The sequence below is a fragment of the Streptomyces sp. NPDC041814 genome, assembly GCF_055590565.1.
The window spans coordinates 53,675-78,927 of sequence record NZ_JBVJAM010000014.1 but is presented as its reverse complement, the minus strand read 5'-3'; the positions used below and the strand labels follow the sequence as shown (position 1 = coordinate 78,927).

The 25,253-nt window shown below is 71.9% G+C and carries 21 protein-coding genes; 8 read left to right on the top strand and 13 right to left on the bottom strand.

The window, feature by feature from the left end; all coding sequences use genetic code 11:
- Positions 1-8: 8 nt before the first annotated feature.
- Positions 9-1,202: a right-handed parallel beta-helix repeat-containing protein gene (locus ACZ6C6_RS29380; RefSeq protein ID WP_469207013.1), complete on the bottom strand. Its 1,194-nt coding sequence runs from the start codon at positions 1,200-1,202 to the stop codon at positions 9-11.
- A 224-nt stretch (positions 1,203-1,426) separates the two neighbouring features.
- On the opposite strand from ACZ6C6_RS29380, the gene def reads away from it, so the two are divergent.
- Positions 1,427-1,972, top strand: coding sequence for a peptide deformylase (gene def / locus ACZ6C6_RS29375; protein WP_469207011.1), 546 nt, complete (start codon positions 1,427-1,429; stop codon positions 1,970-1,972).
- Between the two features lie 15 nt (positions 1,973-1,987).
- Here the strand turns inward: def and ACZ6C6_RS29370 are convergent, their stop codons facing one another.
- Positions 1,988-2,638: a TetR/AcrR family transcriptional regulator gene (locus tag ACZ6C6_RS29370; RefSeq protein ID WP_469207009.1), complete on the bottom strand. Its 651-nt coding sequence runs from the start codon at positions 2,636-2,638 to the stop codon at positions 1,988-1,990.
- A 171-nt stretch (positions 2,639-2,809) separates the two neighbouring features.
- Here ACZ6C6_RS29370 and ACZ6C6_RS29365 point away from each other — a divergent pair, with 171 nt between their 5' ends.
- On the top strand, positions 2,810-4,036 hold the full coding sequence (locus ACZ6C6_RS29365; RefSeq protein ID WP_328899050.1) for an acyl-CoA dehydrogenase family protein: 1,227 nt from the start codon (positions 2,810-2,812) through the stop codon (positions 4,034-4,036).
- A 147-nt stretch (positions 4,037-4,183) separates the two neighbouring features.
- On the top strand, positions 4,184-4,582 hold the full coding sequence (locus ACZ6C6_RS29360; protein ID WP_469207007.1) for a hypothetical protein: 399 nt from the start codon (positions 4,184-4,186) through the stop codon (positions 4,580-4,582).
- A 9-nt stretch (positions 4,583-4,591) separates the two neighbouring features.
- Here ACZ6C6_RS29360 and ACZ6C6_RS29355 read toward each other — a convergent pair whose 3' ends face one another.
- A complete protein-coding gene (locus ACZ6C6_RS29355) occupies positions 4,592-5,080 on the bottom strand; it encodes a glutathione peroxidase (RefSeq protein WP_469207005.1) in 489 nt (162 codons plus the stop codon).
- 35 nt (positions 5,081-5,115) lie between these two features.
- Entirely contained in the window at positions 5,116-5,658 is a 543-nt protein-coding gene (locus ACZ6C6_RS29350; protein WP_469207003.1) for a GNAT family N-acetyltransferase, read from the bottom strand.
- A gap of 193 nt (positions 5,659-5,851) precedes the next feature.
- On the opposite strand from ACZ6C6_RS29350, the gene ACZ6C6_RS29345 reads away from it, so the two are divergent.
- A complete protein-coding gene (locus tag ACZ6C6_RS29345) occupies positions 5,852-6,283 on the top strand; it encodes a DUF7144 family membrane protein (RefSeq protein WP_469207001.1) in 432 nt (143 codons plus the stop codon).
- A gap of 7 nt (positions 6,284-6,290) precedes the next feature.
- On the opposite strand, the gene ACZ6C6_RS29340 is transcribed toward ACZ6C6_RS29345, so the two are convergent.
- Both ACZ6C6_RS29340 and ACZ6C6_RS29335 read right to left on the bottom strand, forming a co-directional pair.
- A complete protein-coding gene (locus ACZ6C6_RS29340; RefSeq protein ID WP_469207000.1) occupies positions 6,291-8,042 on the bottom strand; it encodes a cation:proton antiporter in 1,752 nt (583 codons plus the stop codon).
- A 178-nt stretch (positions 8,043-8,220) separates the two neighbouring features.
- A complete protein-coding gene (locus ACZ6C6_RS29335; RefSeq protein WP_469206998.1) occupies positions 8,221-8,862 on the bottom strand; it encodes a TetR/AcrR family transcriptional regulator in 642 nt (213 codons plus the stop codon).
- Between the two features lie 119 nt (positions 8,863-8,981).
- Between ACZ6C6_RS29335 and ACZ6C6_RS29330 the strand changes: the two genes are divergently transcribed.
- Positions 8,982-9,992: a hypothetical protein gene (locus tag ACZ6C6_RS29330; RefSeq protein ID WP_469207251.1), complete on the top strand. Its 1,011-nt coding sequence runs from the start codon at positions 8,982-8,984 to the stop codon at positions 9,990-9,992.
- A gap of 7 nt (positions 9,993-9,999) precedes the next feature.
- Here ACZ6C6_RS29330 and ACZ6C6_RS29325 read toward each other — a convergent pair whose 3' ends face one another.
- The 3 genes from ACZ6C6_RS29325 to ACZ6C6_RS29315 all read right to left on the bottom strand — a co-directional run bounded on the left by ACZ6C6_RS29325 (position 10,000) and on the right by ACZ6C6_RS29315 (position 14,175).
- A complete protein-coding gene (locus tag ACZ6C6_RS29325) occupies positions 10,000-10,698 on the bottom strand; it encodes a hypothetical protein (protein ID WP_469206996.1) in 699 nt (232 codons plus the stop codon).
- A gap of 61 nt (positions 10,699-10,759) precedes the next feature.
- Complete coding sequence (locus tag ACZ6C6_RS29320; protein ID WP_469206994.1) at positions 10,760-11,644, bottom strand: acyl-CoA thioesterase; 885 nt, start codon at positions 11,642-11,644, stop codon at positions 10,760-10,762.
- A gap of 17 nt (positions 11,645-11,661) precedes the next feature.
- A complete protein-coding gene (locus ACZ6C6_RS29315) occupies positions 11,662-14,175 on the bottom strand; it encodes a DEAD/DEAH box helicase (protein WP_469206992.1) in 2,514 nt (837 codons plus the stop codon).
- Positions 14,176-14,345: 170 nt separating this feature from the next.
- Here ACZ6C6_RS29315 and ACZ6C6_RS29310 point away from each other — a divergent pair, with 170 nt between their 5' ends.
- Entirely contained in the window at positions 14,346-15,137 is a 792-nt protein-coding gene (locus ACZ6C6_RS29310; protein ID WP_469206990.1) for a metal-dependent hydrolase, read from the top strand.
- A gap of 35 nt (positions 15,138-15,172) precedes the next feature.
- Here the strand turns inward: ACZ6C6_RS29310 and ACZ6C6_RS29305 are convergent, their stop codons facing one another.
- Both ACZ6C6_RS29305 and ACZ6C6_RS29300 read right to left on the bottom strand, forming a co-directional pair.
- Complete coding sequence (locus tag ACZ6C6_RS29305; protein ID WP_469207249.1) at positions 15,173-16,969, bottom strand: ABC transporter ATP-binding protein; 1,797 nt, start codon at positions 16,967-16,969, stop codon at positions 15,173-15,175.
- An 11-nt stretch (positions 16,970-16,980) separates the two neighbouring features.
- Positions 16,981-18,807 (bottom strand): ABC transporter transmembrane domain-containing protein, encoded by a 1,827-nt coding sequence (locus ACZ6C6_RS29300; protein ID WP_469206988.1) that lies wholly within the window; start codon positions 18,805-18,807, stop codon positions 16,981-16,983.
- Between the two features lie 269 nt (positions 18,808-19,076).
- Between ACZ6C6_RS29300 and ACZ6C6_RS29295 the strand changes: the two genes are divergently transcribed.
- Positions 19,077-19,796: a L,D-transpeptidase family protein gene (locus tag ACZ6C6_RS29295; protein WP_469207247.1), complete on the top strand. Its 720-nt coding sequence runs from the start codon at positions 19,077-19,079 to the stop codon at positions 19,794-19,796.
- A 10-nt stretch (positions 19,797-19,806) separates the two neighbouring features.
- Here the strand turns inward: ACZ6C6_RS29295 and ACZ6C6_RS29290 are convergent, their stop codons facing one another.
- Entirely contained in the window at positions 19,807-22,740 is a 2,934-nt protein-coding gene (locus ACZ6C6_RS29290; RefSeq protein WP_469206986.1) for an FAD-binding and (Fe-S)-binding domain-containing protein, read from the bottom strand.
- A gap of 58 nt (positions 22,741-22,798) precedes the next feature.
- Positions 22,799-23,242 (bottom strand): MarR family winged helix-turn-helix transcriptional regulator, encoded by a 444-nt coding sequence (locus ACZ6C6_RS29285; protein WP_469206984.1) that lies wholly within the window; start codon positions 23,240-23,242, stop codon positions 22,799-22,801.
- A gap of 144 nt (positions 23,243-23,386) precedes the next feature.
- Between ACZ6C6_RS29285 and ACZ6C6_RS29280 the strand changes: the two genes are divergently transcribed.
- Positions 23,387-25,192, top strand: coding sequence for an ABC transporter ATP-binding protein (locus ACZ6C6_RS29280; RefSeq protein WP_469206982.1), 1,806 nt, complete (start codon positions 23,387-23,389; stop codon positions 25,190-25,192).
- The last annotated feature ends 61 nt before the right edge of the window (positions 25,193-25,253 follow it).

The following is a 25,253-nucleotide window of genomic DNA, read 5'->3' as shown; positions in this document are numbered from 1 at the left end:
CTGGACGCCTACGGAGTGACGACGCTCCCGCCGAAGGACACGACCAGGCGGCCGTCGGAGGCGAACGACCAGTCCAGGGCCCCGTCGTACGCGGAGCACCGGGAGCCGTTCGAGCCGGTCCAGAACTGGTTGGAGCCGTCCGCGTCGCCGACGGTCTTGTCGTTGGAGCCGTCACCGCTGCGGCAGGAGGTGTTGTCCCGGAACACCGAAGTGCCCTTGTCGAAGGAGAAGTTGCGCTCCTCGTTGTCGATGCCGACGTTGTCGGACACGGTCATCGAGCCGGGGTTGCTGTTGTACGTGAAGCCGTGGTGGCCGTTGTTGTAGGCGATGTTGCGCCGCACGATGTGGTTGACCTTGATCCCGTCGCCGCCGAGCTTGAATCCGTTGCGGTCGCCGTCCTCGTTCACGGTGCCGTCGGAGAGGGTGCCGTTGTCGTAGCTGAGGGAGTCCTCGATGGTCACCGGGCCGATGGGGCCGGTCTCCGTCTTGGTGTAGAGGTCCCAGCCGTCGTCGATGTTGTTGTGCGAGACGGTGTAGCGGAAGACGTTGCCCGGACCCGCGGTGAGCTTGGCGGCGAAGCCGTCCGCGTCCTCGCCGTCGGAGTCCGCGTTGTCGTGGGACTCGGAGCTGAGGACGAGGTTGTTCGCCGGCCACTCGTCGTCGGGGGTGTCGGAGGAGATCCGGGAGATCTGGAGCCCCGAGTCGTGGTTGAAGCGGGTCACGACGTGCTCGATGACGTTGTCGCTGCCGCCGACGAAGATGCCGTTGTCCCCGGCGTGCTCGACCGTGAGGCCGTCGATGTGCCAGTAGTCGCCGTTCACGGCGAGACCGCGGTTGGCGGGGTCCTCGCTCATCTCCGAGAAGTTCAGCACCGGTTGCTCGCCCGGGTACGCGGCCATGGTGGTGCGGGCGCCCGATGTGCCGTCGTTGCCCGGCGGGATGGTGACCGTCTGTCCGTAGCGGTAGGTGCCGCCGCGCAGGTAGATCGTGCCGCCTGCGTTCACCCGGCTGATCGCCGAGGCGAGTGTGGTGGGGTCCGACTCGGTACCGGCGGCGTCGGCGGTGCCGTCCGGTGCCACGTACAGGGCCGCAGCCGCGAGGGAAGCGTTTTCCTGGCCGGGGGCGGCCTGTGCGGTGGTGCCCAGGACGGCTAGCGAACCGGCCAGCAGGCCGGCACATGCGAGAACAGGCTTGAGCTGCATCTTCGACTCCAGGTGGGGGGAGTGGACCGGACGGATTGCCGCCCGGTTTCGTGCAAGCGCTTTCCATCGACCGTAGAGTGACGCCATGGGCACGTCAATGGTCATGCATGTGTTCATGGGTTGCGTATGTGAACTCGGCCTGGGATGGGTGACCCGGGCCGGGGCGTTGACCAGGGGTGGACGCGCGCCGCGGCGCGCGCCCCGTGGAACGTACGATGACCGCCATGCGCAACCGTCCGATCCCCGGCAGCTCCGGAATCGTCCGCACCATGAGCCTGCTCGGCGACCCCGTCCTGCACGCGCCGTGCGAGCCGGTCACGGAGTTCGGCCCCTCGCTCGCCCGGCTCGTCGAGGACATGTTCGCCACGATGTACGAGGCGCGGGGCGTCGGGCTCGCCGCCAACCAGATCGGCGTGCCGTCGCGGGTGTTCGTCTTCGACTGCCCGGACGACGAGGACGTGCGCCACCTCGGGCACGTGGTGAACCCGGTTCTGGTGGAGGCGGACGGGGTCACGGTGCGCGGCTCCGAGGGCTGCCTCTCGCTCCCCGGTCTGGAGGCCGGCACCCCGCGCTTCGACCACGCGGTGGTCGAGGGCGTCACGATGACCGGTGAGCCGGTCCGGATCGCCGGCACCGGGTTCTTCGCCCGCTGCCTCCAGCACGAGTGCGACCACCTGGAGGGCCGGGTCTACACCGACCGGCTGACCGGGCTGCGCCGGGCCCGGGTGCTGCGCGCCGCCCGCCGGGCTCCGTGGGCGCGTAACGGCTGACCGGCCGGCGGTCCGTCAGAAGCCGGGCCCGTCCGCGCGGTCGCCCGCCGCGGCCAGCCTGCCCCAGAGGAGGTCGGCGAGGCTGTGGACCAACTGCTCGCGCGAGCAGGGGCGTTCGCCCAGCCACCAGTCACCGGCCGCGTGCATCATGCCGACGATGCCGTGGCCCCAGATCCGGGCCATCGCCTCGCTGTCCGGGCCGAGGTCCACCCGTTCCGCGATCACCATGGCCAATTCCTCGCCCAGGCGGCGCAGCAGCGGCGCCGAGTGCCGGCCCACGTCGAAACCCTGCTCGGGGGAGGGGGTCGCGTCGTCGGACGGGTGCATCAGGAAGCGGTACACCTGCGGGCGGGCCTCGATCGCCGCGAGGTAGGTGTCGAGCGTCGACTCGACCCGGGCGCGCCGCTCCGCCGGGGCGTCGAGCGCGGCGCGCAGGGCGCTCAGGAGTGCGTCGGTGTGCCGCTTGGCGAGGGCCCGGTAGAGCCCGCCCTTGTCGCCGAAATGCCGGTAGAGGATCGGCTTCGTAATGCCGGCCTCCGCCGCGATGGCGTTCATCGAGGCCCCCGGGCCGTCCCTGAGCACCACGCGGTCGGCGGCGTCGAGCAGCTCCCGGCGGCGGCGCTGGGCCGTGGTCCGCTGGCGCTCGGCCTGTCGTGTGGTCTCCATGTCGTCTCTCCCACCCCTGACCGTGCCTGTCCGTCGTGCCTGCGCAACGTAACACCCCGTCCGGCGGGGTGCGGATGGCGTCTCATGTGGTTGACAGAGGCTACTTGCCAGTAACAGACTGTTGTTACCGCAAGTAACGAAGCGTTTCGACGGCAGCACGTGGAGGGGAACATGGCCGAGTTCACGCTTGAGCTCAACGATGACCAGAAGCAGGTCCGTGACTGGCTCCACGGCTTCGCCGCGGACGTGATCCGTCCGGCCGCTTCGGAGTGGGACGAGCGTGAGGAGACGCCCTGGCCCGTCATCCAGGAGGCGGCCAAGGTCGGGATCTACTCCCTCGACTTCTACGCCCAGCAGTTCTTCGATCCTACGGGGCTCGGCATCCCGATGGCCATGGAGGAGCTGTTCTGGGGCGACGCCGGCATCGCCCTGTCGATCGTCGGTACGGGTCTGGCGGCCGTCGGCGTCCTCGCCAACGGCACCGAGGAGCAGATCGGCACCTGGATCCCGCAGATGTACGGGGACGCCGACGACGTGAAGGTCGCGGCCTTCTGCTCGTCCGAGCCCGACGCCGGTTCCGACGTCGCCTCGATGCGCACCCGCGCGGTCTACGACCAGGCCAAGGACGAGTGGGTGCTCAACGGCACCAAGACCTGGGCGACCAACGGCGGCATCGCCAACGTCCACGTGGTGGTCGCCGTGGTCGACCCCGAGCTCGGCTCCAAGGGGCACGCCTCCTTCATCGTGCCGCCGGACACCCCCGGCCTCTCCCAGGGCCAGAAGTTCAAGAAGCACGGCATCCGCGCCTCGCACACCGCCGAGGTCGTCCTGGAGGACGTGCGCGTCCCCGGGCACTGCCTGCTCGGCGGCAAGGAGAAGCTGGACCAGCGCCTCGCCCGCGCCCGCGAGCGCGCCGCCACCGGTGGCGAGCGCGTGAAGAACGCCGCGATGGCCACCTTCGAGGCGTCCCGTCCCGCCGTCGGCGCGATGGCGGTCGGCACCGCCAGGGCCGCGTACGAGGTGGCGCTCGACTACGCGAAGACGCGGACCCAGTTCGGCCGCCCGATCATCGACAACCAGGGCGTCGCCTTCCAGCTCGCCGACATGCGGACCCGGATCGACGCGGCCCGGCTGCTGGTCTGGCGTGCTTCCTGGATGGCCACCACCGGCAAGCCGTTCGAGTCGGCCGAGGGCTCCATGTCCAAGCTGTACGCGAGCGAGACGGCCAAGAAGGTCACCGCCCAGGCCGTCCAGATCCTCGGCGGCAACGGCTTCACGCGCGAGTACCCGGTGGAGCGCATGCACCGGGACGCCGCGATCTACACGATCTTCGAGGGCACCAGCGAGATCCAGCGCCTGGTCATCGCCCGCACCCTGTCGGGCATGCCCATCCGCTGACCGCGCTCGCGGCGGCAGCGGCCCCCGCCCCCCGGCACACACCGGGGGTGGGGGCCGCTGCCGTGGTGTGCTCACGATGGTGTGCACCTGCCATGTACCTGTAGATTCCCGGTGGAGATCGTGACCGGGTGATGGAGGGAGCACGGCATGGCGAGGTCCGGTGCGGGACGGATCGCGGTGACCGCGGCGGCGGCCTTCGGGCTCGTGGTCACCGTGCAGACGACGGCGCACGCCGAGCCCCGGACGGTCGACGCGGTCTTCGGCGGCTACGGGGAGTGGAACGCCGACCCGTACGGCGCCGCCCCCGGCGACTCCATCCGCGCCTGCGACACCTCCGCCGACGGCTGGAGCATCGAGGTGAAGATGGACATCGGCCGGGACGGCACCTGGGACCGCACGGCCACCACCCGCGGCCACACCTCCCCGTACTGCACGCCCTGGAAGACCGGCAACATCAAGGAGGGCACCCCCGTCCTCATCCAGGTGGCGAACGTGGGCGGCGATGCCACCTACCCCAAGGGCTCCGTGCTGCTCAGTCGCGCCTGAGCCGGGGTCCTACGCCGGCAGCAGCGCCTCGATCGCCGTCACCAGCTCGGGCGCGTCCGGCTCCGTGCGGGGGCGGATGCGGGCGACCGGCTCGCCCGCCGGTGAGATCAGGAACTTCTCGAAGTTCCACTGGACGTCCCCGGCCTCGCCCCCGGCGTCCGCGAGCCGGGTCAGCTCCGCGTACAGCGGGTGCCGGTTCGCACCGTTCACCTCGGTCTTCTCCAGCAGCGGGAAGCTCACCCCGTACGTGGTCGAGCAGAACGTCTCGATCTCCTCGGCGGTCCCCGGCTCCTGTCCGCCGAACTGGTTGCACGGCACACCGAGCACGGTGAGGCCCCGGTCCCCGTACTCCTTCTGAAGCCGCTCCAGGCCCGCGTACTGCGGGGTCAGCCCGCACTTCGATGCCACGTTCACCAGCAGCACCGCCCGGCCGCGGTAGTCGCCCAGCGACGTCGGCTCGCCGGTGAGGGTGCGCAGCGGAATGTCGTACAGCGTCATGGATCTCTCCTCGTCGGTGTCTACCCGGGCCATTCTCACCCCACGGGTGTGTCCGTGACGCGGCCGACCGCCTTGTAGTAGAAGGTCGTCGGCTTCAGGACCCCGTCGGGGCCGGCCGCGTAGTCCGGAACGGAACCGCACTCCGTCCACCCCGCCGCGCGGTACAGCCGCTCCGCCGGGCTGCCGCTCTCGGTGTCCAGGACCAGCAGCGTGACGCCGTCGTCGGCCGCCGCGCGCTCGGCCGCGGCCAGCAGCTCACGGCCGAGCCCGCGTCCGCGCGCCGAGGGGCGGACCATCAGCTTCGTCACCTCCGCGCGGTGGCGGGCGTTGGGCAGCGGCGCCCGCACCAGGCCGATGGTGCCCGCGACGCGTTCGCCGTCCCGGGCGATCCACACCCGGAGCCCGTCCGCGTCCACGGACGCGGCCCGGGCGCGCCACCACTCGGCGGCGGCGCCCCGCTCCAGGGGCGCGAGGAAGCCGACGGACGAGCCGCTCTCGACGGTCTCCACCAGCAGGGCGGCCAGCTCGTCGGCGTAGGTGACCAGCTCGGGGCCGGACACCGGGACGATTTCGGTCATGGGGGCAGGTCCTTCCACGGAACGCCGGGCGCATCCCCGCGCGGACCGGCTGCGACGCGATCCTAAGCGGGCGGTGTCCGGCAGCTCCTGCCCGCCGGACTGCCGGGCACGCGTTCCCGTGACACTCTGGAAGCGGAACGTCCGGTTCGGAGTGGTCCGCGCCGGGCGACCGTGCCAGCAAAGGAGGCCCGACATGGCCAACACCGGCAGCGCGCCGGCGGCTTCACACGGCACCAACGGATCACACCACCCCGCCCGTACGGGCTGGACCGCGTTCGCCGCCGTCCTGATGATCTTCGGTGGTGCCATGGCGATCTTCCAGGGCATCGCGGCCATCGCCAAGGACGACGTGTTCGTCGCCACGCGCAACTATGTCTTCCAGTTCAACCTCACGGGCTGGGGCTGGATCCACCTCATCCTCGGAATCGTGATCGTCCTCGCCGGCTGCGCGCTGTTCACCGGAGCCTTCTGGGCGCGGGCAGTGGGCGTCGTCCTCGCCGGGCTCGGCGCACTGGCCAACTTCGCCTGGCTGCCGCACTATCCGCTGTGGTCCATCGTGCTCATCGCCATCGACGTCTTCATCATCTGGGCGCTCTGCGCGGGCCCGGACCGAGCGAAAGCCTGACGGAGCCTCACGGCTCCCGCAGCAGTACGAGCGCGTCGCCCGGAGCCGGCTCCGGGCGACCGCTCCGTGTGGCCGGGGCGAGCAGGCCCTCCGGCCGCACCACGAACAGCAGATGCTCCCCGGATGTCAGCGGCCCGTCCGCCGCCCGCGTCACCACCCGCGCCCCGGCCTCGTACCTCCGGACGATCTCGGGCCGGGTGAGGCCCGCGCCGAACAGCGGCTCGCCCCCGGCGTACGGGGCCACCACACCCTCGCTCGCGGCGGACGGCGCGAGGCGGTGCACCGCCCCCTCGACGCGCTCGCGGAGCGTGAGCGAGGCCAGTGCGTTGAAGTCGTCCTCACCGGTGAGCAGCAGCACATCGGTGATCCCTTCGAGGACCGCGCCGAACCCCTCCGCCGAGGCCATCAGCTCGCCGGGCGCCAGGTCCAGCCCGGCCGCCTCGATCCGCGCCCGTTCCTCGTCCGCGCCCGCCCACATCAGCACATCGAGCCCCGCCGTGCTCAGGGCGCGCGCCAGGTCGACCGCCCACGGCGCCCCGCCCACCAGCAGCGGCCGGGACCGGGCCGGCCGCAGCACCCCGAGCCGCCGCGCCACCGGGAACGCCGTCAGGCCGTAGAGCATGACCGTCGCGACGATCACCACGAAGGTCGCGGGCAGGATGCGTTCGGCACCGGCGACGTGGTGCGCGGCGAGCTCGGCCGAGAACGTGGAGGCGGTGGCCGCGGCGACGATGCCCCGGGGCGCCATCCAGCCGATGAACCATCGCTCCCGGACCGGCACATCGGTGCCGGCCGCCGCGAGGTGGGCGATGAGCGGCCGGATCACCAGCACGAGCAGGGCGGTCAGCGCGAGCGCGGGCAGCACCACGTGCCGCAGCGAGTCCGGGGTGACCGTCGCGGAGATGGAGACGAACAGCAGCCCGATGATCAGGGAGACCAGCGTCTCGAAGAACGGCCGGCGTGTGGGCAGGTCGAGCCCCGGCAGGTTGGCCATGGCCATCCCCATGACCACGGCGGAGATCAGCCCCGTGTCGTCGCGCAGCGCGTCACAGGCGGCGGCCACGCCGATCACGGCGGCCAGTTGCACCGTTGTCGCCAGCTCCTCGCTGAGCCGCACCCGCCCCAGCACCAGCCACAGCACGCCGGCGCCGGCCGCGCCCGCCCCCACGCCCAGCGCCGCGCTGGCCAGGAAGTGCCCGATTCCGCTGCCGAACCCGGGCCTGCTCCCCGCGAGGACCCCGTGGAACACCAGCGCACCCAGAATGCCGCCGACCGGGTCGATCAGCGCCCCCTCCCAGACGAGGATCCGCTGCAACCGCTCGGTGGGCCGTACGAAGGCGAGCAGCGGCCCCACGACCGTCGGGCCTGACACCACGAGGATCGCCGCCAGCATGACCGCCGCATCGGCCGACATGTCGAGCACCGGTACGGCGAACAGCGCGGCGGACACCACCGTCAGGAGCGCCCCCAGCCACAGCAGCCGGATCACCACCCGCCGGTTGTGCCCCTTCAGCCGCCTCAGGTCCAGCCCGAGCCCGGCGTCGTAGAGGATCACCGCCACCGCCAGCGACACCAGCGGCGAGAAGGAGCTCCCGAGCAGCCGCTGCGGATCGATGTCGTCGGTGAGCGCCCCGGCGGTGAACCCGGCCGGCAGCAGTACGAGCAGCGCGGGCACCCGCAACCGGCTCGCCAGCAACTGCGACCCGACCGCGAGGACCACGATCAGCCCGAGTCCCACGTACACCTGATCCGCCGACATCGGCCCGCCTCCTCCGGCGCGCCTCCGGGCGCCGGACGCGACCCGCACAGCAGCGCGCGCGACCACCTTCCGTGCCGCCGCCCGGCCCGGACGCGAGGGCTCGCGCCGAGGGGTGCACTTGGCGGCCCGGATCGCCCGGACGGACTACCGAGGCGGGGCGGCACGCGGGGGGCCGGTCTCAGGGCCGGATGCTTCCTTCGGCGGCGTCGAACGCGGGCGCGAGCGGGGCCAGCGCCGCACGGAGCCGGTCCGGCAGTGAACCGGCGGGCACGACCAGCCCTCCGGTACCCGCGGCGGCGGTCCCGGCCGGCTGGATCCAGCCTTCCAGCGCGATGCGGACCGCGGCGGCCGTGCTCGCCGCGAGGACGCGGGCGGTCGGTGCCGAAGTGTCGCCCAGGCGCGCGGCGACGGCCGTCGCGAGCGGCGGCTCGATGCCCGCGGTGGCGTCGAGGTAGGCGTCGCGCAGCGCGGGCCGGGTCGTGACGAGCAGCAGCGCCTCCTGGCCGTGCGCGCCGGGGTCCGTGTACTGCTCGACCACCGCGTCGCTGACGGCGTCGGCCAGGCGGACATCCGGGGGCCGGGCCGCGACGGCCGCCCCCACGCGCGCCTCCCGGTCGGCGGTGACGGCGGCGACGATGGCCTGCTCGCGGCTGGCGAAGTAGTTGTTGTAGGTGCGCGGCGAGACGCCGGCCGCCTCGGCGATCTCCTCGACCCGCACCCGGTCCGGCCCGTGTTCGATGGCCAGGCGCAGCGCGGCCTCGCGCAGCGCCTCGCGGGTGGCCTGCTTCTTGCGTTCCCGCAGCCCCGGTGATGTCGTCACGCCGCCAGCGTTCCACAGAGACTGCGTGCCCGCAAACTTGCGCGCACGCACTTTTCCTGTCAGCCTCGGCCCGACCCGAACGGACCGACGGAGAGGACGCCGCCATGCGTGCCAGAGGAATGACCTACGACACCGGATTCGTGCTGAACGGCCGCACGTCCCGCGAACACCTCGACCTCGCGGTGGTCCGGCGCGAGCTCGCGATCATCCGCGACGACCTGCACTGCGACGCGGTCCAGATCATCGGCGGCGACCCGGACCGGCTGGAACAGGCCGCGACCGCCGCTGCGGAACTCGGGCTGGAGGTCTGGTTCTCGCCCTATCCGCTGGAGCTGGAGGCGGAGCAGATCCTCGCGCTCTTCCGCGACTGCGCCGCACGGGCGGAACGGCTCCGGCGCAAGGGCGCCGCTGTCGTGTTCGTCGCGGGAGTCGAGCTGAGCGTGATGAACCGGGGGTTCCTGCCCGGGGAAAGCCCCGAGGAACGGGTCGGGCAGCTGATGAGCCGCCCCGAACTCCGGGCCGCGGCGATCCGCGGACTGGGCGTCCGCTTCAACGCGTTCCTCCGCGACGCCGTGGCCGCCGTCCGCGCCTGCTACCAGGGCCCCCTCACCTACGCGGCCATCCAGTTCGAGCAGGTGGACTGGGCGCCCTTCGACTTCGTGACGTACGAGCTGATCCGCTCCGCCGAGATCGCCGACCGGTTCCGCGACGCGGTCCGCACCCTGGCCCGGGGCCCGAAGCCGCTCGCCGTCACCGGCTTCGGCACCGCGGCCTACCGGGGCGCGGGGGACCGCGGCGGCCGGGTCCTGGAGGTGGTCGAGCACGACCCGCTGACCAAGGATCCCGTTCGGCTGAACGGCGTCCACGAGCGCGACGAGGCCGGTCAGGCCGCGTACCTGAGCGAACTCCTGGAGGTCTTCGAGACCGAGGGCGTGGACAGCGCGTTCGTCTTCCTGTTCGCCCTGCCCGGCTACCCGCACCGCCCGGACGGCGACCCCAGGGACGACCTGGACCGGGCGGGGCTGGGCATCGTCAAGCTCCTCGAAGGGCGCCGGGGGCGGACCTACCCCGACATGGAGTGGGAGCCCAAGGCCGCCTTCGAGGCGGTGGCGCAGCAGTACCGGAGGTGACCGGCCCCTACTCCCGCTTGTCGTCCCAGGGCATGCCCAGCCAGCTGTCGAAGGAGGTGACCAGCGCCGTCAGCGCCGCCGCCAGCCGCTGGTCGGTCCACTGCGCGTGCACGACGACCTCGCCGTCGGCGTGGAACTCGAACGGGGTCTCACCGGCCGCCCGCCAGCGGATGCGCCGGGGCCCGCGCGGCACATCGCCGCCTCCATTCACCAGGCTGCCCACGCCGATCGCCAGCCACAGCGGGAACAGCAGCCACCACACGTACCACCAGAAGATCCGGCCCTTGAGGCCGACGGCCTCGGGGCAGCCGCTCTGGGTGACCGTCCAGCGGGTGCGCAGGCCCTTGCCCGAGCACGCCTTCTCGCGGACGACGGTGCCCAGCACTTCCCCGTAACCACCCAGTACCTGGTACGCCGAGACCCCGTCACCGGCCGACGCGGTGACGACCGTCGCCAGCCGGGCGCGGCGCTCCGGGTCGGCCCACAGCACGAAGGAGCGGGTGCCCTCCTTGCGGGCGGCGAGGTACGCGGGTATGCCGCCCGGCGGCAGCTCCCGCTCCAGGTGGGCCAGCACCCGCGACTCCCCGCCCGGCACGTCCGTGACCTTGACGACATGGCTGAAGGGTGAGACGGGAGGGGGAGCCGGCGCGCCCTTGCGCGGCTTCCTCCCCGTCGCGACGGGACTCACTTTCAGGACGGTGGCCACGTGCGCGCTCCTCCGTTGTGATGATCGGGAAGTCGAACAGTAGCCCTACCGTCTTGCCGGATTACGAGGACGGTGCGGCGCCCAGCCGCCGGAACAGGCCCTCCTGCACCACCGACACCAGCAGGTTCCCCGCCCGGTCGTAGATCCGGCCGCGCGCCAGACCCCGACCGCCCGTCGCCACCGGCGACTCCTGGTCGTACAGGAACCACTCGTCCGCCCGGAACGGCCGGTGGAACCACATCGCGTGATCCAGCGACGCCATGTCGAAGCCGCGCGGACCCCACAGCGGCTCCACCGGGATGCGGACCGCGTCCAGGAGCGTCATGTCGCTCGCGTAGGTCAACGCGCAGGTGTGCACCAGCGGATCGTCGCCCAGCGGCCCCACCGCGCGCATCCACACCGCGCTGCGCGGGTCCGCGTCCTTGATCTCCTCGCGCGTCCAGCGCAGCCGGTCCACGTAACGGATGTCGAAAGGCTGGCGCCGCGCCATCCGCTCCAGGGCCTCCGGCAGGCCGCCCAGGTGCTCGCGCACCTCCTCGGCGACCGTCGGCAGCTCCTCAGGGTCCGGCACCACCCGGGCGGGCGGCAGCTGGTGCTCGAAGCCCGCCTCCTCCGGGCGGTGGAACGACGCGGTCAGGTTGAAGATCGTCCGGCCCTGCTGGACGGCCGTCACCCGCCGGGTGGTGAACGACCTGCCGTCCCGGACGCGCTCCACGTCGTACACGATCGGCACCCCGGGACGGCCCGGCCGAAGGAAGTAGGCGTGCAGCGAGTGCACCGGCCGGTCCCCGTCCGTGGTGCGGCCCGCCGCCACCAGCGCCTGGCCCGCGACCTGGCCGCCGAAGACCCGTTGCAGGGACTCCTCGGGGCTCCGGCCCCGGAAGATGTTGACCTCGATCCGCTCCAGGTCGAGCAGGTCGACCAGGCGCTCGGCGGGGTTCGTCATACCGCTCTTCTCCACTCTCACAACTGGCCCACGGACGTGACCCGCACGACCGCCCGGCCCTCCTCGTCCGACGCGGCGAGGTCCACCTCCGCGCTGATGCCCCAGTCATGGTCGCCGTTCGGGTCGGCGAACGTCTGACGGACCCGCCACACACCGTGCGCCGCGTCCTCCTCGATCTTCAGCAGCTTCGGGCCGCGCGCGTCCGGGCCGGTGCCCAGCTCCTCGTACTCGTCCCAGTACGCGTCCATCGCCTCGCCCCACGCGTCCTCGTCCCAGCCCGCGTCCACGTCCAGCTCGCCCAGGTCGCGGACCCGGTCCAGCGCGGCCAGCTCCACCCGGCGGAACATCGCGTTGCGCACCAGCACCCGGAACGCGCGGGCGTTCGCCGTGACCGGCTTGACCTCGTCCGCCCGCTCCTGCGCCTGCTCGGCGGTCTCCACCTCGGGATTGGCCAGCTGCTCCCACTCGTCCAGCAGACTGGAGTCGACCTGCCGGACCATCTCACCCAGCCAGGCGATCAGATCCTCCAGGTCCTCGGACTTGAGGTCGTCCGGAATGGTGTGCTCCAACGCCTTGTACGCGCTCGCCAGATACCGCAGCACGATGCCCTCGGTGCGCGCCAGCTCGTAGTTCGACGTGAACTCCGTGAACGTCATGGCCCGTTCGTACATGTCACGGATCACCGACTTCGGCGACACCGGATGATCGCCGACCCACGGGTGGCTGCGCCGGTAGACGTCGTACGCGTGCCACAGCAGCTCGCTCAGCGGCTTCGGGTACGTCACCTCCTGGAGCAGCTCCATCCGCTCCTCGTACTCGATGCCGTCGGCCTTCATCTGCCCGACCGCCTCACCACGCGCCTTGTTCTGCTGCGCGGCCAGGATCTGGCGCGGATCGTCCAGCGTCGACTCCACCACGGAGACCATGTCCAGCGCGTACGACGGCGAGTCCGGGTCCAGCAGCTCGAACGCGGCCAGCGCGAACGTGGACAGCGGCTGGTTCAGCGCGAAGTCCTGCTGGAGGTCCACGGTGAGCCGGACGATGCGCCCCTCCGCGTCCGGCTCGTCCAGCTGCTCCACCACACCGCCGTCCAGCAGCGAACGGTAGATCGCGATGGCGCGGCGGATGTGCCGCAGCTGCGCCCGGCGCGGCTCGTGGTTGTCCTCCAGCAGATGCCGCATCGCCTCGAAGGCGTTGCCCGGGCGGGCGATCACCGAGAGCAGCATCGTGTGCGTGACCCGGAAACGCGAGGTCAGCGGCTCCGGATCGGACTGGATCAGCTTGTCGAACGTGGTCTCCGACCAGGCGACGAAGCCCTCGGGGGCCTTCTTGCGGACGACCTTCCGCTTCTTCTTCGGGTCGTCCCCCGCCTTCTTGACCGCCTTCTCGTTCTCGATGACGTGCTCGGGGGCCTGGGCCACGACGAAGCCCGCCGTGTCGAAGCCCGCCCGGCCCGCCCGCCCGGCGATCTGGTGGAACTCCCGCGCCCGCAGCGTCCGCACCCGGGTGCCGTCGTACTTGGTGAGCGCGGTGAACAGCACCGTGCGGATCGGCACGTTGACACCCACGCCCAGCGTGTCCGTACCGCAGATCACCTTCAGCAGACCCGCCTGCGCCAGCTTCTCCACGAGCCTGCGGTACTTCGGGAGCATACCCGCGTGGTGCACCCCGATCCCGTGACGCACGTACCGGGAGAGGTTCTGGCCGAACTTGGTGGTGAAGCGGAAGTTGCCGATGAGATCGGCGATCTTCTCCTTCTCCTCCTTGGTGCACATGTTGATGCTCATCAGCGACTGCGCCCGCTCCACCGCGGCCGCCTGCGTGAAGTGCACGATGTACACCGGCGACTGCCGGGTTTCCAGCAGCTCCGTGAGCGTCTCGGTGATCGGCGTCAGCCGGTACTCGTAACTCAGCGGTACGGGACGGGTCGCCGAGCGGACCACCGAGGTCGGGCGGCCGGTGCGCCGCGTCAGGTCCTCCTCGAACATCCGGACATCGCCGAGCGTCGCCGACATCAGGACGAACTGCGCCTGCGGGAGTTCGAGCAGGGGGATCTGCCACGCCCAGCCCCGGTCCGGCTCCGCGTAGAAGTGGAACTCGTCCATCACGACCTGGCCGATGTCCGCGTACTTCCCGTCACGCAGCGCGATCGAGGCCAGCACCTCGGCGGTGCAGCAGATCACCGGGGCGTCGGCGTTGACCGAGGCGTCCCCGGTCAGCATGCCGACGTTCTCCGTGCCGAACAGCTTGCACAGATCGAAGAACTTCTCCGAGACCAGCGCCTTGATCGGCGCGGTGTAGAAGGTGACCTTGTCCTGGGCCAGCGCCGTGAAGTGCGCACCCGCCGCGACCAGGCTCTTCCCGGACCCCGTGGGCGTGGAAAGGATCACGTTGGCCCCGGAGACCACCTCGATCAGCGCCTCCTCCTGAGCGGGGTAGAGGGTGATCCCCTGCGTCTCGGTCCAGGACGAGAAAGCCTCGAAGAGAGCGTCGGGATCGTCGGTCGGGGGGAGCTGATCGATAAGGGTCACGCCCCCATCTTGCCTGTCTTCCGCCCCGATGAGGGAACCGGACGACGGCCCGAAGATCACGGACGATACGCTTCCCTCTCAACTCGGCCACGCCGCAACGGCGGTGGCCGGAATCCCGCGCCCGGCCACCACAGGGCGCACTCGGCGACACCTACGGGGGCTCGGCAGTCATGATGGGACCGGCACACTCTCTGTCAGGGGCGGCGGCCTGGCTGGGGGTGGGCGCCGCGGCAGCGGCCACCGGCCACACCATGCCGTGGCCCGTGCTCGTCGTCGGGGCGCTGATCAGCGCGGGCGCCGCACTCGCACCCGACCTCGACCACAAGTCCGCGACCATCTCGCGCGCCTTCGGACCCCTCTCGCGCGGGGTGTGCGAGATCGTCGACAAGCTCTCGCACGCCGTCTACAAGGCCACCAGGCTGCGGGGCGACTCCAACCGCAACGGCGGCCACCGCACCCTCACCCACACCTGGGTCTGGGCCGTCCTGATCGGAGCGGGCGCCTCCGCCGTCGCGTACACCGGCGGGCGCTGGGGGGTCCTCGCGATCCTCTTCGTCCACCTGGTCCTCGCCGTCGAAGGGCTGCTCTGGCGGGCCGCCCGCGTCTCCAGCGACGTCCTGGTGTGGCTGCTCGGCGCGACGAGCGCCTGGATCCTCGCAGGGATCCTCGACAAGCCGGGCAACGGCGCCGACTGGCTGTTCATCGAACCCGGCCAGGAATACCTCTGGCTCGGGCTGCCGATCGTGCTGGGCGCTCTCGTCCACGACATCGGCGACGCGCTGACCGTCTCGGGCTGCCCGATCCTGTGGCCGATCCCGGTGGGCCGCAAGCGCTGGTACCCGATCGGCCCGCCCAAGGCCATGCGCTTCAGGGCCGGAAGCTGGGTGGAGATCAAGGTGCTGATGCCGGTCTTCATGATCCTGGGCGGTGTGGGCGCGGCGGCCGCGATGAACGTCATCTGAGCCGCCCGGGGGCCGGCCGGCCCCCGGGCGCCCTGTCAGCCGTGCCAGGAGCGCCAGAGCGCCGCATACGCCCCGTCCGCCGCCACCAGCTCGTCGTGGCTGCCCAGCTCCGTGATCCGGCCCTGCTCGACCACGGCGATCACGTCCGCGTCGTGCGCGGTGTGCAGCCGGTGCGCGATCGCCACCACCGTGCGGCCCTCCAGCACCTGGGCGAGCGACCGCTCCAGGTTGCGTGCCGCCCGGGGGTCGAGCAGCGACGTCGCCTCGTCCAGGACCAGCGTGTGCGGATCGGCCAGCACCAGCCGGGCGAGCGCGATCTGCTGGGCCTGCGCCGGGGTGATCACCAGGCCCCCCGAACCGACCTCCGCGTCGAGCCCGTCCTCCAGCGCCCTCGCCCAGCCGTCGGCGTCCACCGCGGCGAGTGACGCCCACAGCTCCGCGTCCTCGGCGTCCGTACGGGCCAGCCGGAGGTTGTCCCGCAACGAGCCGACGAACACGTGGTGCTCCTGGTTGACCAGCGCCACGTGCGACCGCACCCGCTCCGTCGCCATCCGCGCCAGCCGCGCACCGCCCAGCGTGACCTCGCCGTCCCGGGGCGCGTAGATCCCCGCGAGCAGCCGGCCCAGCGTCGACTTGCCGGCACCCGACGGGCCGACCAGCGCCAGCCGGGTACCCGGCGCGACGTCCAGCGACACGCGGTGCAGCACGTCGACGCCGTCCACGTACCCGAAGCGGACCTGGTCGGCGCGCACGTCCCGGCCGTCCGGGGACACCGAGGCGTCGCCCGCGTCCGGCTCGATCTCCCGGACACCCACCAGCCGCGCCAGCGACACCTGGGCCACCTGCAACTCGTCGTACCAGCGCAGGATCAGACCGATCGGGTCCACCATCATCTGCGCGAGCAGCGCACCCGTGGTGAGCTGGCCGACGGTCATCCACCCCTCGATGACGAACCATCCGCCCAGCAGCAGGACCGCGCCGAGGATCGTCGCGTACGTGATGTTGATGACCGGGAACAGCACCGTACGCAGGAACAGCGTGTACCGCTCCCACGCCGTCCACTGCTTGACGCGCAGGTCCGACAGCGCGACCCGGCGCGCCCCCAGCCGGTGCGCCTCCACGGTCCGCCCCGCGTCCACGGTCTCCGCCAGCGCCGCGGCGACCGCCGCGTAACCGGCGGCCTCCGAGCGGTACGCCGCCGGGCCCCGGCGGAAGTACCAGCGGCAGCCGATGAGCAGCACCGGCAGCGCCACGACGACCGCGAGGGCCAGCGGGGGAGCGGTGACGGTGAGGGCGGCGACCAGCAGGCCCACCCACACCACGCCGATCGTCAGCTGTGGGACGGCCTCGCGCATCGCGTTGGCCAGCCGGTCGATGTCCGTGGTGATCCGGGACAGCAGATCGCCCGTACCGGCCCGCTCCAGCACGCCCGGGGGCAGCCGCACCGAGCGGACGAGGAAGTCCTCGCGGAGGTCGGCGAGCATCTCCTCGCCCAGCATGGCGCTGCGCAGCCGCATCATCCGGGTGGCCGCCGTCTGGACCACGAGCGCGCACGCGAACACCGCCGCGGTCCGCTCCAGGTGCAGGTCGCGGGCCCCGTCGGACAGGTCCTCCACCAGCCCGCCCAGCAGGTACGGGCCCACGATGGACGCGATCACCGCGAACGTGTTGAGCAGGGTCACCACGGCGAACGGCCTGCGGTGGCGCCGCATCAGATCCAGGACATAGGCCCGCACGGTCGCCGGCCGGCCGACCGGCAGAGTGGTCGCGGTCTCGGGGGCCGCCGGATCATAGGCGGGGGGTACGTGGGCCGGTGGGGCGACGCCGGTCATTGCCTGTCCTTTCATGCCCGTTCCTCGACTTCCTGGTGCGCGGCGGCGCGCTCACCGTGCTCCGCTGTCGCCGGGGGCTCCGCCTCGTCGTCGTTCTCGCGGGTGACGACGGCCCGGTACCGCTCCTCGGTGCGCATCAGCTCGCGGTGCGTGCCGACCGCCACCACCGCGCCGCCGTGCACCAGCGCCACCCGGTCGGCCAGATCGAGGAGCAGGGGCGACGAGGAGAACACGACGGTCGTACGGTCCTCGCGCAGCGCCTTGACGCCCGCCGCGACACGGGCCTCGGTGTGCGAGTCGACCGCAGAGGTGGGCTCGTCCAGGACGAGGGTGTCCGGGTCGGTGAGCAGCGACCGCGCCAGGGCGAGGCGCTGGCGCTGGCCGCCGGACAGGGACCGGCCGCGTTCGGTGATCCGGGTGTCCAGCGGCTCGCGGTCCGGCTCGGGGGACGCCTGCGCCAGCGCGGCCAGCACGTCGTCGCACTGCGTGGCGGACAGCGCGGCCGCGGCCTCCACCTTCCCGGACGACGGCACGTCCAGGAGTTCGCGCAGGGTGCCCGAGAGCAGCACCGGGTCCTTGTCCTGGACGAGTACGGCGGTGCGTGCCGCGCCCGGTTCCAGTTCGTCCAGCGGCACCCCGCCCAGCAGGACGGAGGGCGGCTCGGCGGCGTCGGTGTCCGGTGCCTCGGGCTGGGCGTGTCCGCCGAGCCGTTCCGCCAGCCGCCCCGCCTCGTCGGGGTCGCCGCAGACGACCGCGGTGAACCGGCCCTCCTGCGCCAGCAGTCCGGTGACCGGGTCGTACAGGTCGCCGGAGGGGACGGTGCCGACGGTGGCCGGCCGGGTGTTCCGGCTCAGCGACAGCACGCGTACGGCGCGCTGCGCGGAGGGGCGGGAGAAGGAGTACGCCATCGCGATCTCCTCGAAGTGCCGCAGCGGGAACAGGGTCAGGGTCGCCGCGCTGTACACCGTCACGAGCTGGCCCACCTCGATCCTGCCGTCCCGGGCCAGCGAGGCTCCGTGCACGACCAGGGCGAGCAGCAGGACGCCGGGCAGCAGGACCTGGACCGCCGAGATGAGCGACCACATCCGGGCGCTGTGCACCGCCGCCTCGCGGACCTCCTGCGAGGCGCGCCGGTAGCGGTCGAGGAACAGCTCCTCGCCGCCGATGCCGCGCAGCACGCGCAGCCCGGCCACGGTGTCCGAGGCGAGTTCGGTGGCCCTGCCGCCCTTCTCGCGCTGCACGTCCGCGCGCCGCGTGGCACGCGGCAGCAACGGCAGGACGGACAGAGCGAGGAACGGCATGGCGACCCCCACGAGAACGCCCAGCGAGGGGAGGTAGAGGACAAGCCCCACGCTGATGACGACGAGGACCGTGGCGGCGGCCAGGAACCGTGAGAGCGCCTCCACGAACCAGCCGATCTTCTCCACGTCACCGGTGGAGACCGCGACCACTTCGCCCGCCGCGACCCGGCGCGTCAGCAGCGAGCCCAGCTCGGCGGTCTTGCGGGACAGCAACTGCTGGATCCGGGCGGCGGCGGTGATCCAGTTGGTCACGGCGGCCCGGTGGAGCATCGCATCGCCCACCGCGGTCAGCACGCCGAGGAGCGCGGTCAGCGCACCGGCCAGCGCGAGCCTGCCGCCGGACCGGTCCACGACCGCCTGGACGGCGAGCCCCACGGTCAGCGGGTATCCCGCGATCGAGCACTGGTGCACCAGCCCCCAGAACAAGGACTTGAGCTGCCCGCGGATCTGGTTGCGGCCCAGCCACAGCAGGAAGCGGGGGCCTGAACGGACATCGGGATCGCCGGGGTCCGCATATGGAAGATCGCGAATGTGCATGACATCCCAAAGGATCGGAAGACACTGGGCCCGCGAGGCGCCGCGCAGGCGCGTCGGGGCAGCACTGATTCGCCTGCGGGATGCGCAGGCGGGGGAACCGGACCGCGCAAGCCTTGCCTCTCGCCGGGATCGCGGCAAACGGTTTTAGGCGGCGCGGGTGCGGTGCGGGTAAAGATTCGGCACGCATTCTCCGGGGCCGCCGGGGGTGGACGGCGGCGTACATCGCCAGGTGCGAGCATGGACGGATGCGTATAGCCGGTGTGGTTCGGATGGCGGCCTCGGCGGCCGCCTGCGGTGTCCTGCTCACGACCCTGACGTCCTGCGGTGACGGGCACGACACGAAGAAGGGCGCCGCCGCCGGGCGTTCGGCGGTCGGGAAGGGCAGCACGAAGGCCCCCGTCAAGGACCTGAAGCGCATCCCCGATGTGGGTGACCGGTTCCAGTCGCAGATCCCCGCCGACTCCCGCCAGGTCGTCGCCGTCTACGGCGAGGGCAAGGACTCGGCGGACTCCACCGTCGTGCTCTACACCAAGTCCGGCTCCACCTGGGACAGGACCGCCTCCTGGAAGGGCCACAACGGCAAGAAGGGCTGGACGCCCGACCACCACGAGGACGACAAGCGCAGCCCCGTCGGCGTCTACACGCTCAGCGACGCGGCCGGTGTCCTGCCCGACCCGGGCGCCCGCCTCCCGTACACGCAGACCGCCTCGATCCAGGCCCCGCGCTACTGGGCCAAGTCGCACTGGCACGACTTCGACTACGTCATCGCCATCGACTACAACCGGGTCAAGGGCACCCCGCCCAACGACCCGACGCGCCCGCAGGGCCAGACCAAGGGCGGCAGCATCTGGCTGCACATGGACCACGGCAGCGGCACCTCGGCCTGCGTGAGCGTGTCCAAGGAGGCCATGGAGAAGCTGCTGCGCACCCTGGACCCGAAGCAGCACCCGGTCGTCGTCATGGGCGACCGGGCCAGCCTCCGCGCCTGACCCGCGCCGCTCAGGCGGGGCCCGGGCGGGTCGCCCACTCCAGCTCCATCAGGGCGGAGTGGTACGAGCGGCCCGTCGCCCGGTCCATGCCGATCTCGCACATCCGGTTGGCCGAGAGATACGCCTCGTAATCCCGGGACCGCACCTCGGCGGCCTCCTTGGCGGTCGCGGACGCCGTCAGCTCCTGGTGCAGCATCCCGCGGTCGCCCGCGAAACCGCAGCACGCGGCGTCGTCGGGGATCACGGCCTCGTCCGCGCAGGCGTCGGCGACCGCGCGCAGCCGGTCCACATCGTCCAGGTGCTCCATGGAACAGGTCGGGTGCAGCACGGCCGAACGGGACTTCCGCAGCACCGTCAGCTCCGGCAGCAGCTCGTCCGCAGCCCAGACCAGGGAGTCGACCACGTTCAGCTCGCGGTGCAGCGCCCGGTTGTCCTCGGTGAGATACGGGACCACCTCATGGGCGATCCCCAGCGTGCACGACGAGGCGTCGACCACCAGCGGCAGCTTCCCCCCGGCCGTCCAGCCCCAGGCCGCTTCCACGATCCGGTTGGCCATCACGGCGTTTCCGGAGTCGTAGCCCTTGGAGTGCCAGATGGTGGCGCAGCAGGTGCCGTTGACGTCGTCCGGGATCCAGACGGGCTTCCCGGCCCGGGCCGACACGGCCACCACTGCCTGGGGCAGCGACGGGCCGCGATGGCTGTCCGGGCTGCCGAAGATGCGGTTGACGCAGGCCGGGTAGTAGACCGCGCTCGCCCCCGTCCTGGACGTACGAGGCAGTTTGCGGGACGCGGCGCCGGGGATCTCCGAAAGCCACTCGGGGACCAGATCGGGGCTCACCGCCCGGCGGGCGAGCCGGGTGACCCCTTGCAGCAGCCGGTCGTCGATCCGGCTCGCCGCGGCGACCGCGAGCCGGGCCGCCGTCTCCGCCGTGCGGAAGTGCTTGGCGGCGAGCGCGGCGATCCGCTCCTCACGCGGGGAGTGCCGCTGGTGGCGGAAGTTCTTCATCATGGCGCCCGTGTCGATGCCGACGGGGCAGGCCAGCTTGCAGGTGGAGTCTCCGGCGCAGGTGTCCACGGCGTCGTAGCCGTAGGCGTCGACCAGGCCCGTCTCGACGGGCGAGCCGTCGGCCTGGCGCATCATCTCGCGGCGCAGCACGATCCGCTGGCGCGGTGAGGTCGTCAGGTCGTGGCTGGGGCAGGTCGGTTCGCAGAAGCCGCACTCGATGCAGGGGTCGGCGATGGCCTCGACCTTCGGGATGGTCTTCAGCCCGCGCAGATGCGCCTTCGGGTCGCGGTCGAGGACGATCCGCGGCGCCAGGACGCCGTCGGGGTCGATGACCTGCTTCGTACGCCACATCAGTTCGGTGGCCTGCGGGCCCCATTCCAGTTCGAGGAAGGGGGCGATGTTGCGGCCCGTGGCGTGCTCCGCCTTGAGCGATCCGTCGAACCGTTCGACCGTCAGCCGGCAGAAGTCGGCCATGAAGGCGGCGTACCGGTCGACGTCGGACGGCCGGGCCGCGTCGAACGCCAGCAGGAAGTGCAGGTTGCCGTGGGCGGCGTGACCGGCGACGGCGGCGTCGAAGCCGTGCTCGGCCTGGAGCGCGAGCAGCGCCTCGCAGGCGTCGGCCAGCCGGGACGGCGGGACAGCGAAGTCCTCGGTGATCAGTGTCGTGCCCGAGGGGCGGGATCCCCCGACCGCGGTGACGAACGCCTTGCGGGCCTTCCAGTAGCCGGAGATGGTGCGGGCGTCCCGGGTGAACTCGTTGGTCACCGAGGTGACGGGCCTGACCAGCTCCAGGCCGCGCACCACATCGGCCGCCGCCCGCTCGTAAGCCTCCTGGCCCGCCTCGTCGGGAGCGCGGAACTCCACCAGCAGCGCGGTGGTCTCCTTCGGCAGCCCCGCCCAGTCGGCGGGGACCCCCTGCACGCTGACCGAGGCGCGCAGGGTGTTGCCGTCCATCAGCTCGACGGCGATGGCCCCCGCCTCGTTGAACCGAGGGACGGCGGCGGCCGCGGCGGTCAGCGAGGGGAAGAACAGCAGCGCCGTGGAGATCCGGCGGTCCAGCGGCAGGGTGTCGAAGACGACCTCGGAGATGAAGCCGAACGTCCCCTCGGAGCCGACCATGAGGCCGCGCAGGATCTCCACCGGGGTCGATCCGTCGAGGAACGCGTCCAGCCGGTATCCGTTGGTGTTCTTGATCTCGTACTTGGCGCGGATGCGGGCCGTGAGCGCCGCGTCCGCCTCGATCTCCGCCTTCAGCGCCAGCAGCCCCTCGCACAGGCGGGGTTCGGCCCGGGCCAGCTCCTCGTCGGCGGCCGGGTCGGCGGTGTCCACGACGGTGCCGCTCGGCAGCACGAACGTGAGCGAGGAGACGGTCCGGTACGAATTGCGGGTGGTGCCCGCGGTCATGCCCGAGGCGTTGTTGGCGACGACTCCGCCGATCGTGCACGCGATGGCGCTGGCCGGGTCCGGGCCCAGCAGCCTGCCGTGCCGGGCGAGGGCCGCGTTGGCGCGTACGACCGTTGTCCCCGGGCGGATGCGGGCGCGGGCCCCGTCGTCCAGGACCTCGATGCCCGCCCAGTTCCGCCGGACGTCGACCAGGATGTCCTCGCCCTGGGCCTGGCCGTTGAGGCTGGTTCCGGCGGCGCGGAAGACCACGTTGCGCCCCTTGCCGTGCGCGTACGACAGGATCGACGAGATGTCGTCCAGGTCCTCGGGGACGACGACCACTTGGGGCACGAAGCGGTACGGGCTGGCGTCCGAGGCGTACTTCACCAGGTCCGAGACCTTCCAGAGCACCTTCTCGGCGCCGAGCAGGGCGGTGAGCTCGGTGCGCAGCGTCTCCGGGGTGCCCTGCGCCCGTGCGTCGGGGACGCGGTCGTGGGAGGGCGGGCGCACCGCCGCGGGGCGCAGCGTGTCGGGGTCCGGCTCCAGCAGCGGCATGGTGGTTCTCCTCGGCGGTTCGGCGGTCCGGCGGCTCGGCGCCGCGTCCCGTGACCGGTCAGCAGCGACGCTCCGGCATTCCGTTGACCAGGGTGGTCAGCAGGCCGCCGAGCACCTCGCGCTGGTCGGCGGCCAATGGAGCCAGGATCTCCTCTGCGGCCGCCCGGCGCGCGTCGCGCAGCGAGCGGAGCGTGGCGATGCCCTCGTCCGTGATCTCGATCCGGACCACCCTACGACTCTCCGGATCGGGGACGCGGCGCACCCTGCCACTCGCCTCCAGGGCGTCGACCAGCGTCGTCACGGCGCGCGGGACCACGTCGAGGCGCTGGGCGAGGTCCGCCATCCGGGGCGGTCCGTCGTAATGGGCGACGGTGCGCAGCAGCCGGAACTGCGCCGGCGTGATGCCCATCGGCTCCAGCTGACGGCCCTGGATGCGCTGGAGCCTGCGCGTCAGCCGCAGCAGCTGTTCGGCGAGCATGCCGTCGGGGTCGGGGGAGTCCATGCCCCGAACAATATCAGGACTTCGTTCATTGTGAGTAGGGGTAACAATGAGCTATGCTCGCATTCGGCTCGACTGTCACGGTCGCGATCCCCGCGCCCGGGCGGCCCCGCCCGCCTCACTTCCGCACGCCGGACGAAGGAGCTCATGAAACCCGACGGACCCACGTGGACACCCCCGCCCAAGGACCCCGCCCAGCCGCCCGCCGAGCTGCGCCGCATCCTCCGCCTCTTCCGCCCGTACCGCGGCCGCCTCGCGGTGGTCGGACTGCTCGTCGGCGCCTCGTCGCTGGTGTCGGTCGCCTCACCGTTCCTCCTGCGCGAGATCCTGGACACCGCCCTTCCGCAGGGGCGGACCGGCCTGCTCACGCTGCTCGCCCTCGGCATGGTCCTCACCGCCGTGATGAACAGCGTCTTCGGCGTGCTTCAGACCCTCATCTCCACCACCGTCGGCCAGCGCGTCATGCACGACCTGCGCACCGCCGTCTACGCCCAGCTGCAGCGGATGCCGCTCGCCTTCTTCACCCGGACCCGCACGGGTGAGGTCCAGTCCCGGATCGCCAACGACATCGGGGGCATGCAGGCCACCGTCACCTCGACGGCGACCTCGCTCGTCTCCAACCTCACCGCGGTCATCGCCACCGTCGTCGCCATGCTCGCGCTCGACTGGCGGCTCACCGTCGTCTCGCTGCTCCTGCTGCCCGTCTTCGTCTGGGTCAGCCGCCGGGTCGGCCGCGAGCGCAAGAAGATCACCACCCAGCGCCAGAAGCAGATGGCCGCCATGGCCGCCACCGTCACCGAGTCGCTGTCCGTCAGCGGCATCCTGCTGGGCCGCACCATGGGCCGCTCCGACTCGCTCACCCACGGCTTCGCCGAGGAGTCCGAGCGGCTGGTCGACCTCGAAGTGCGAGCCAGCATGGCCGGACGGTGGCGGATGTCCACGATCGGCATCGTCATGGCCGCCATGCCGGCCGTCATCTACTGGGCCGCGGGCATGGCCCTCCAGTCCGGCGGGCCCGCCGTCTCGATAGGCACCCTCGTCGCCTTCGTCTCCCTCCAGCAGGGCCTCTTCCGCCCCGCCGTGAGCCTGCTCTCCACCGGCGTGCAGATGCAGACGTCCCTCGCGCTCTTCCAGCGGATCTTCGAGTACCTCGACCTCACCGTGGACATCACGGAGCCGGAGAATCCGGTGCGCCTGGAGAAGATCCGCGGCGAGGTCCGCTTCGAGAACGTCGACTTCAGCTACGACGAGAAGAGCGGCCCGACGCTCAGCGGCGTCGATGTCACCGTGCCCGCCGGAGCCGGACTGGCCGTCGTCGGCCCCACGGGGTCCGGCAAGTCCACCCTCAGCTACCTCGTGCCCCGGCTCTACGACGTGACCGGCGGCCGGGTCACCCTCGACGGGGTCGACGTGCGCGACCTCGACTTCGACACCCTCGCCCGGGCGGTCGGCGTCGTCTCGCAGGAGACGTACCTCTTCCACGCCTCGGTCGCCGAGAACCTGCGCTTCGCGAAGCCGGACGCCACCGACGAGGAGATCGAGGCGGCGGCCCGCGCCGCGCAGATCCACGACCACATCACCTCGCTCCCCGACGGCTACGACACCCTCGTGGGGGAACGCGGCTACCGCTTCTCCGGCGGCGAGAAGCAGCGCCTCGCCATCGCGCGGACGATCCTGCGCGACCCGCCGGTGCTGATCCTGGACGAGGCGACCAGCGCGCTCGACACCCGTACCGAATTCGCTGTGCAGGAGGCCATCGAGGCGCTCTCCGCCGGACGGACCACGATCACCATCGCCCACCGGCTCTCCACCGTCCGCGACGCCGATCAGATCGTCGTCCTCGACGGCGGCCGCACCGCGGAGCGCGGCACCCACGAGGAGCTGCTCCGGCTCGACGGACGGTATGCGGCACTGGTCCGCCGGGACACGGAGATGGCCCCGGTGGCGGGCTGACCGGACGGCGTGCCGCCGGGCATGGCGTCCCCGGGGCCGGGACCGGCGCGGGTTAGCGTGC